Source organism: Rheinheimera soli (assembly GCF_021290985.1).
Classification (GTDB): Bacteria; Pseudomonadota; Gammaproteobacteria; order Enterobacterales; family Alteromonadaceae; genus Pararheinheimera; species Pararheinheimera soli.
In genome coordinates this window covers 57,494-65,758 of the sequence record NZ_JAJOYU010000024.1, presented here as the reverse complement: position 1 = coordinate 65,758, position 8,265 = coordinate 57,494, and the positions used below count along the sequence as shown (strand labels likewise).

The 8,265-nt window shown below is 48.3% G+C and carries 7 protein-coding genes; all 7 read left to right on the top strand.

Features of this window, described 5'->3' with window-relative positions:
* Positions 1 to 572 precede the first annotated feature (572 nt).
* Complete coding sequence (locus LSG37_RS15660; protein WP_233080751.1) at positions 573 to 1,952, top strand: sigma-54-dependent transcriptional regulator; 1,380 nt, start codon at positions 573 to 575, stop codon at positions 1,950 to 1,952.
* Entirely contained in the window at positions 1,936 to 3,207 is a 1,272-nt protein-coding gene (locus LSG37_RS15655; protein WP_233080750.1) for a sensor histidine kinase, read from the top strand. The genes LSG37_RS15660 and LSG37_RS15655 overlap by 17 nt, the downstream gene beginning before the upstream one ends.
* Before the next feature lie 269 nt (positions 3,208 to 3,476).
* On the top strand, positions 3,477 to 4,679 hold the full coding sequence (locus tag LSG37_RS15650; RefSeq protein WP_233080749.1) for an efflux RND transporter periplasmic adaptor subunit: 1,203 nt from the start codon (positions 3,477 to 3,479) through the stop codon (positions 4,677 to 4,679).
* A gap of 24 nt (positions 4,680 to 4,703) precedes the next feature.
* Entirely contained in the window at positions 4,704 to 5,441 is a 738-nt protein-coding gene (locus LSG37_RS15645) for an ABC transporter ATP-binding protein (RefSeq protein WP_233080748.1), read from the top strand.
* 62 nt (positions 5,442 to 5,503) lie between these two features.
* Positions 5,504 to 5,737: a hypothetical protein gene (locus LSG37_RS15640; protein WP_233080747.1), complete on the top strand. Its 234-nt coding sequence runs from the start codon at positions 5,504 to 5,506 to the stop codon at positions 5,735 to 5,737.
* A gap of 1 nt (position 5,738) precedes the next feature.
* Positions 5,739 to 6,812: an ABC transporter permease gene (locus LSG37_RS15635; RefSeq protein WP_233080746.1), complete on the top strand. Its 1,074-nt coding sequence runs from the start codon at positions 5,739 to 5,741 to the stop codon at positions 6,810 to 6,812.
* A complete protein-coding gene (locus LSG37_RS15630) occupies positions 6,770 to 8,221 on the top strand; it encodes an FtsX-like permease family protein (protein WP_233080745.1) in 1,452 nt (483 codons plus the stop codon). The genes LSG37_RS15635 and LSG37_RS15630 overlap by 43 nt, the downstream gene beginning before the upstream one ends.
* The last annotated feature ends 44 nt before the right edge of the window (positions 8,222 to 8,265 follow it).

Here is an 8,265-nt window from a genome sequence, read left to right as displayed (position 1 = left end):
GCACCGAAGTAGCTGCTCAGTATCACTGACTTAAAACATCCGCTCTTTCGAACAGATAACTATGTAAGTCACTTCACTGATATATATTCTTTTTGCGATTGCTCGCTGCAGAATCTAAACCGTGAGTGCCCACACAGATGATTGATTGCTTATTGTTAAAGAGCAGTGCTTCATTTTACTGAAGCGAAAGTTGTTTATAATCAACAACTTTCAGAATCTTTAGCAGCTGACTATTTCACTTTGGAAACCGTCTTCGCTGTCGATGGAGCGCATTATAGAGATCTGAGACTAAGCCGCAAGATCTTTTTTGATAAAAGCTGTTCGACCGCTTAGTTTTTAACCGGATCTGGTTTTTATGCTTATTTTCCAGACAAAACCTGCTCAAAAAACGGATCCTCAACCGGATCCTGACGATCAAGCTATGTAGTTAAACGACAAAATGATCTGGTTTTTTGCTTCGGCATCTATTTTGCTAGTGCTTTTGCTATAGTGCCGAATATGCAATGAAGCAATCAGCTTAACCAAGCTATATAGAGCCGCTCTATATATAGAAGAAGATGGAGAACTTATAGATGGTGCAAACGCGCCCGGATTATCAGCCCCTGATCCTGCTTATTGAGGATAACCGCGAAGTCAGACTTGCAGCCCGTTTTGTGCTGGAAGATCTGGGCTACAGCATTGAAGAACTGGAAAACCCTGTACAGGCCCGCGAATGGCTGCAACAACAACAACCGGATCTGATCCTGCTGGATATGAACTTTCAGCTCGATACCACTTCAGGTGAAGAAGGCCTGCGCTTCTTACGTTACCTGCAACAACATGGGTATGACATTCCAGTCGTGGCGATGACGGCCTGGTCGAATACCACCTTAGTAGTGCAGGCGATGCAGGCAGGTGCCGGTGATTTTGTTGAAAAGCCATGGAACAACCAGCGCTTGCAGCAAATTTTGCAGCAGCAACTGAAGTTGTCCAGTCTGACACGACACAACAAAGCTCTGCACCAACAGCTGTCATCAACCCCACTTGAACTGGTCTGGCAAAGTTCGCAAATGCTGACACTGATGCAGCAACTGCAAACCGTGGCAGCTACAGAAGCTAATATTCTGCTGACCGGTGAAAACGGCACAGGAAAAAGTCAGCTGGCACATTGGCTACACCAGCATTCAGGCCGTTCAGCCGGACCTTTGATTTCAGTCAATATGGCCGCTATTCCTGAAGCATTATTTGAAAGCGAACTCTTTGGTCATAAAAAAGGTGCTTTTACCGATGCTAAAGAAGCACGAGCCGGACGTTTTAGCTTAGCTAGAGGTGGCACTTTGTTTTTGGATGAAATCGCCACTTTACCACTGGCGCAACAGGCGAAGTTGCTGCGGGTACTGGAGTCAGGCCAGTATGAAGCGGTAGGATCCAGCCAGACTGAACAGAGCGATCTAAGACTAATTGCAGCAACCAATGCTGATTTTTCAGCCTTGATCCAAAATGGCCAGTTCCGTCAGGACTTGTATTACCGCCTTAATACGCTGGAATTCCGTATACCACCTTTAAGAGAAAGACCTGCAGATATAGCTCCGCTTTGCCAGTTTTTCTTGCACAAGCATGGCCAGCGTTACCACAAGACCGGCCTGACTTTGCATCACAATGCATTAAGCCGGTTACAACAGTATCAATGGCCTGGCAATATCAGAGAATTGAGTCATCTGCTAGAACGCGCCGTGTTGTTAACCCAAAACAAAGAGATCTCACTCAAAGAGTTGGCACTACCGGATGAGCAACAGTCTGTAGCAATACAAGCCGCAGTTTTACCTTTGATGACACTGGAACAGGCTGAACTGAGCTTGATCCGTCAGGCATTACAACTTTGTCAGGGCAATAAACAAAAAACTGCTGAAAAGCTTGGTATTACCAAGTCGTCTTTATACCGCAGACTGGAAAAACATGGCCTGGAACTCTGACAGCATAGAAGCGCAAAGCCGTAAGCAGTCACTGCTGATTACTGTGCTTTGCTTGGTATTGGCAACACTGCTTTGCTGGTTCTGGCCGCATTGGTGGGTGTGGCTTAGTAGCTGTTGTGCCTTTATTCTCATAACCAGGTGGCAGCACTTCGTCAGACAGCAAACTATTGCAGCTTTTCGTCGCACCAGTGTGCAGTTAGAAGCAATGCAAAATCAGGATTACAGTTTGCAGGCTAAAGCTGTGTTTCAGAAAGGGATAGCAGCGCAGCTGCAACTCCAGTTACAGCAGCTCAGCGAACAATTACAGCAACGGAAAAGCTATTTTGATGAACAACAGTTTTTGCTGTATCGGCTGATTGATCAGTTAAATACCCCTATTCTGGTATTTGATCATAAACAGCAGTTGAGTTATGCCAATAACGAATTCAGCCAATTGTTTGGCCGCCCCTGGCAAAGTATGCGCCATGCGACGGCAGAAAGTCTGGGCCTGAGTGCCCTGCCTCATTGGAATTTTGTCAATAAAGAGAAAGCAAAACAGTGGCAGATCCGCCAAAGTCGATTTTTGGATCAAGGCCAGCGTCACCAGTTGCTGGTTTTTATTAACATTCAGGCGGCTTTGCGGGAAACTCAGCTTCAAGCCTGGCAACAATTGATCCGGGTTCTGAGCCATGAAATTCGTAACTCACTGACGCCGGTTCTGAGTTTGTCAGAACATTTGCAACAGAAACTGCCGCCAGGCCGTGATCAGGACGCTCTGGCCTTGATCCGCGAACGTAGTCAGCATTTGCAGGACTTTGTCAGCCGTTATGCTGAACTGAATAAAGAGCTGCGGATCCAGCACCAGCAGATTAATGCCGGACAATTGTTTCACTCTTTGCAGCTGTTGTTTCAACAGTGTCAGCTACAAGCCTGCGGTACAGAGCTGGTATTTAAAAGTGATCAGATGTTGTTACAACAGGTGCTGATTAACCTGATAAAAAATGCCATTGAAGCAGGTAGCCCGGCAGGCACAGTGCAACTTAACTTTATCCAACAAAACCACAACCTTGAAATTCAGCTGTTGGATCAGGGTTCTGGCCTTAGTAATCAGCAAGATCTATTTGTTCCCTTTTACAGTACTAAGCCTCAGGGTCAGGGCATAGGTTTAGCCTTATGCCGGCAGATCATTGAGCAACTTGGAGGCGAACTGAACCTGACTAACAGAACTGACGGCATAACAGGCTCTTGTGCTACTTTATCCTTGCCGCAAGACTGATTTTTTCTCCATTTAAATGTCCGATTCCGGACTCAGAGCGTCCGATCCCGGACGCCACCTTCTAAATGACCAATAAATTTTCATATAAATCAGATAATTACGCAATGGCATGCCCTTTGCTGCACTAGAAAAGCATAGCTGCGCCGATTTGAAGTGTCTCCCTGCAACAATTCGACGTGGCTGTGCTTAGATCCAACAATAAGAGGCAAGGCGGAAAAATCAGTATGGATATAAAAAAAGAAAAAGCTGCAGCTCTCTGGAAGAAGCCCGTGTTAGTTGTTACTGCGCTGGCGGCTTTGGTTCTGATGGGCACTTTGTTTGCGTCCCCTAGCTATCAATACAAAATTGAACAATCCGGTTTATTGCTGGGTACTGTGAAGCGTGGCGATCTGCAAGTTACAGTGGATGGTTATGGCGTATTGCGTTCAGATAAACAAAAGCTGATCAGCGCCTTAGCACCAGCAACAGTAGAAGAAGTAGTATTAAAAGCCGGGGCTGTAGTGCAAGCAGATTCCATCATTCTGCGTTTAAGTGATCCTGAACTGATGCAGCAAATTGAAACGGCCAGCATGGCCACAGCGCAGGAACATGCCAATTTTCGCCGTCAGCATTTAAACAACCAACGAGACATGCTAACCGAAGAGGGTCGGTTTGCCGAATTAGATGCCCGCTATCAAATGCTGATATTACGTCACAGCGCCGAAGCAGAAATGGCAGCTAAAGGCATAGTTTCACAATTAAGTTTTCAGACCACTGTGTTGGAAAAATCTCAGCTGGCGCAACAAGTTCAACTGCAACAGAAGCGACTGGACCAGCTAAAGCTGGTGAATCAGGAGGCTCTGACCATTTCGCAAGAACAACTGAATCAGGCGATAGCTCGTGAGCAGCGTTTAAAACAGCGACTGGATCAACTGACAGTACGCTCAGGTATTGAAGGTGTGTTGCAGCGAGTTCCGGTTGAACTGGGCCAAAGTGTAACCGCAGGTCAGGAGCTGGCTTTAGTTGGCAGCGATGAGGATTTATTGGCACTGGTGCGGGTATCTCAAAGCAAAGCCGAACAAATCCGGCCCGGCCAAAAAGCCCGAATTAACACCAGGCGTGAACAAGCCGATGCCATCGTCAGCAGGGTCACCCCCCAGGTCGTCGAAGGCACTATCGAAGTGGAACTCACTTTTGTTGACGCCATACCTGCTTCAGCCCGCCCTGAACTCAATATAGATGCACAGATTTTTACCGCAGAGCTGACGAATACTTTGTACCTGGAGCGCCCGGTGAATAGCCAAAGTCATAGCCAGGCCAGACTGTTTAAATTGGATCCAAACACTAATACCTTATCCGCCACAGCAGTGCAGTTTGGCGACGAAGCCGGACGCTTTTTACAACTACACCAAGGTGCCATTGAAGGTGAGCAATTTGTCTTATCCGACATGGCGGGATTTCAGGACGCAGACACAGTCAGCGTTGTGCGTTAAAGACTATTAAGCAAAGGAACTTTTATGCAACACCCAACTATTCTGATGCAGGGCATCACCAAAATTTTCGCCACAGATGAAATGGAAACCCATGCGTTACGGGGTATCGATTTACAGATTTCCTCAGGCGACTTTGTTTCGATTTGCGGCCCGTCAGGTTGCGGTAAGTCCACTTTGTTATCTCTGCTTGGTTTATTGGATATGCCCAGTGGTGGTAGCTATCAGATTGAAGGCAAAGAAGTCAGTGGTTTAAGCCTGAGCGAGGCGGCCTTTATCCGCAATGAAAAAATAGGTTTTATCTTTCAGTCATTTAACTTAATAGATGAGCTGACTGTATTCGACAACATAGCCCTGCCCTTGCGTTATCGCCGCCAGTCTGTTGCTAAATCTGAAATTGAAGACCGTGTAATGGCCTGCCTGAAAACTGTAGATATGACCCATAGGGCCGGTCACAGACCTAACCAGTTATCCGGTGGTCAGCAGCAACGTATTGCGATAGCCCGTGCTTTAGTCGGTAGCCCGGCGTTGCTGTTAGTCGATGAACCTACAGGTAACCTGGACTCCAAAAATGGCGACGCCGTGATGGATATGTTGTGTGAACTGAATAATAACGGCACCACCCTGTGCATGGTAACTCACGACCCACGTTATGCCGATATGGCAAGCCGCAAGTTGCACCTGCTGGATGGACGCATTCTGGATAGTGACGGCACACCTATGCAACAACACACCACAGCTTTACGCCAGGTTGTGGCTCAGTAACTGTGTTCGTAGCGGCCAGCCACAGTATTGTGCAGTACAAGCTGCCAAACAAGGAGTGAAGGATGCAACTCAGCCGACTTTTTACATGCGGTATTAGCTTAGGCCTATTGATAAGCTTACTGAATTTGTTGCCCACCTTACGAAGTGTCTGGCCATTGCAAAGCAGCTGGCTGTTGCTGGTATTCGGTTTATTACAATTAGTGTGTCTGCTGGTTTTTGCACTGTTGGTTTCACTGCTGGAACAGAACCAAGGACAAATCAATGCCGGTCGGATATCTCCGGCACAAGGACAATAAGATGATTTCTCGCAAAGACTTCTCCACTGCGCTTTATAGGCTTAGCAAAGCCAAAGGCTATGCCGCCACTGTGGTACTGACGCTGGGTTTAGCATTGGGTTCATTGGTCGCCATGTTTAATCTGAATTATCAAATTTTGGCGGCACCGCTGCCCTATGCTGATGAAGATCAGTTAGTGGTGGGTAGCACAGCTTGGTTGGAAAAAGACGGATCTGTGATGTATCCGCGTGTGCTGCCAGTCAGCATTTTCCGTCAGCTTTACCCCAAACCCTCAGAGCATTTAAGCGATCAGGCGTTATTTAGCTTTTCTTACGTTGGTATGACGCTGCGGGATTTAGCAAACAGTCCACAAGTACAGATTGCTTACACCACGCCCGGTTATATGCGGATGTACCAGATGCCGTTATTACATGGCCGGGCATTTAGTGCAGATGAAGATGTCGGCAGTCACCAAGCTGTCGCTGTGTTGAGTGAAAAAACCTGGCGCGAACACTATCAGGCTGATCCGGCTACAGTAGGACGCACAGTACAGATAGGCAATCAGTCGTTTAAAGTGATTGGCATTACCGCAGCGACTTTCCAAGAGCCTGCTCTGACAGGCCCGGCCCGTGTGAATGACATCTGGTTACCCTGGGATTATGCGCCTGGCGCGAATGCGAGCCCAGGCGATGTCAGCGGTGCCCACTTTTATCTGGCGAAACTGAAAGACGCCGGTGCGCTTCAGGCCTTCGAGCAAGAGTTAAGGCCACAAATTCAGCAAAAATTTCAGGAGGCAGTTGCGGCAATACCAGCTCAGGCCGGGCGCACTGCGCGCTTTCATGCCGAACCACTGCGGCAGATGATGGACGGGGACAGCAGTAAAGCAACACTGTCGATGCTGATCGGCAGTGTGCTGTTATTGCTGATCGCTGCAGCCAATATTACCAACTTATTATTGTCCCACGCCGCCCGCCAGCAACGCAGCATGAGTATTCAGGCAGCACTCGGGGCGCAGCGACACCATTTATTGGGCTCTGTGTTGGCTGAACTCACTTGGTTGCTGACAGCACAGCGCTGCTGGTTGCTTTTGTCGTAGCCGAAGGTGCTTATGCGTTGTTGTGGGCTTATGCTGGTACCACTCTGCCGCGACTGACCGAACTGGGAATGGACTGGCCGACTTTGGCTTTTGCGCTGTTGGTCAGCCTGCTGCTGGCTCTGGGATTTGCGACCCTGATCAGCAGGCAAATCAACTACCAGGCGCTGCAACAAAACCTGCGAAGCAGTGGCAAAGGCAGCGGCGTGCAAATCAGCGGCCGTACCCGACAGTTGTTGATTGGCGCTCAGGTGATGCTGGCCGGCTTGCTGCTGATTTGTAGTGCACAAGTGCTGTTGCAGTCGTTACAACAACTGCGCCAGCAAGTAGGTTTTACCAGCAGTGATCGCTATCAAATTACCATTGACGATATGACACCTGCTCCGGATGCCAGTTTGCCGCTGGAACAACGACGCGCGGTGTATCGTCAACAAAAGGACGAGCTGATGCAGGTGCGTGATATTCTGCAACAACATCCGGCGGTACAGACTGCCTCAGTCAGCAATTATCCGCCGATTTCTTTTGATGGTTATTATGGTTCGGCAAGTTTTATAGCCTCGCCAGACAGCCCGACTCAACTGTTGTTCAGCCGTGCGGTTTACACCGATCAGTTTTATCTGCCGCTGTTTGACATCAAATTAGTGCAAGGCCGCAACTTCACGGCACAGGAAATCAGCTCACAAGCACTGGTGGTGATCATTAATCAGGCTCTGGCACTGCAGCTTCGACCCGATGGTAACGTAGTTGGACAGCAACTGTATTCGCCGAATGGCAGCCTCGCATTTGAGATTATAGGTGTAAGCCTTAATCATCAGTTGCCGGATCTATGGTCACCGCACGAGACAGGCCGCAGTTACTTAACCCGCAATCTTGGTACTACAGCCAATCTGCAATTGCAACTGAAACCAGGTATGCAGATTGACAAAACCGCCATCAACCAGGCAATGGCGCAAGTCTCTGCCAACTATAGAGCAGCCAATATCTATAGCATTGCAGATAATATCGACAAGGTGCGGCTGCGTAACTATCTGACAGCTGCTGCGACTACCACTCTTGTGCTACTGAGTTTCCTGCTTGCCGCTATAGGTATTTATGGCGTGCTGAGTTACAGCGTGCAGCAGCGCCGCTTTGAATTAGGCGTACGAATGGCCATTGGCGCTCGTCCAACTACTATTATTCGCCAATTGCTGAACGAGAACCTGAAACCTGTTTGTGCTGGTTTAGTACTGGCAGCATTGCTACTGGCGATCCTCTGGCTTGGCCTGCGACAAACAATGTTCACAGTGGAACTGTCAGCTGGCGGTTTTGCCCTGCCACTGGTACTGATTGTGCTGTTAACAGTACTGACATCACTGCTGTCGGTGTGGGGCATTATTCGCAAACCTGCCATTTATGCGTTGCAAGGACAATAACATGATGGCTGCTTTGGTATGCCTCACATTAATAATAAACCGCA

Excerpts from the sequence above, each read along its gene's own strand:
- LSG37_RS15660 (WP_233080751.1), top strand. The coding sequence starts at position 573 with ATGGTGCAAACGCGCCCGGATTATCAGCCCCTGATCCTGCTTATTGAG.
- LSG37_RS15635 (WP_233080746.1), top strand. The coding sequence starts at position 5,739 with ATGATTTCTCGCAAAGACTTCTCCACTGCGCTTTATAGGCTTAGCAAA.
- LSG37_RS15655 (WP_233080750.1), top strand. The coding sequence starts at position 1,936 with ATGGCCTGGAACTCTGACAGCATAGAAGCGCAAAGCCGTAAGCAGTCA.
- LSG37_RS15645 (WP_233080748.1), top strand. The coding sequence starts at position 4,704 with ATGCAACACCCAACTATTCTGATGCAGGGCATCACCAAAATTTTCGCC.
- LSG37_RS15640 (WP_233080747.1), top strand. The coding sequence starts at position 5,504 with ATGCAACTCAGCCGACTTTTTACATGCGGTATTAGCTTAGGCCTATTG.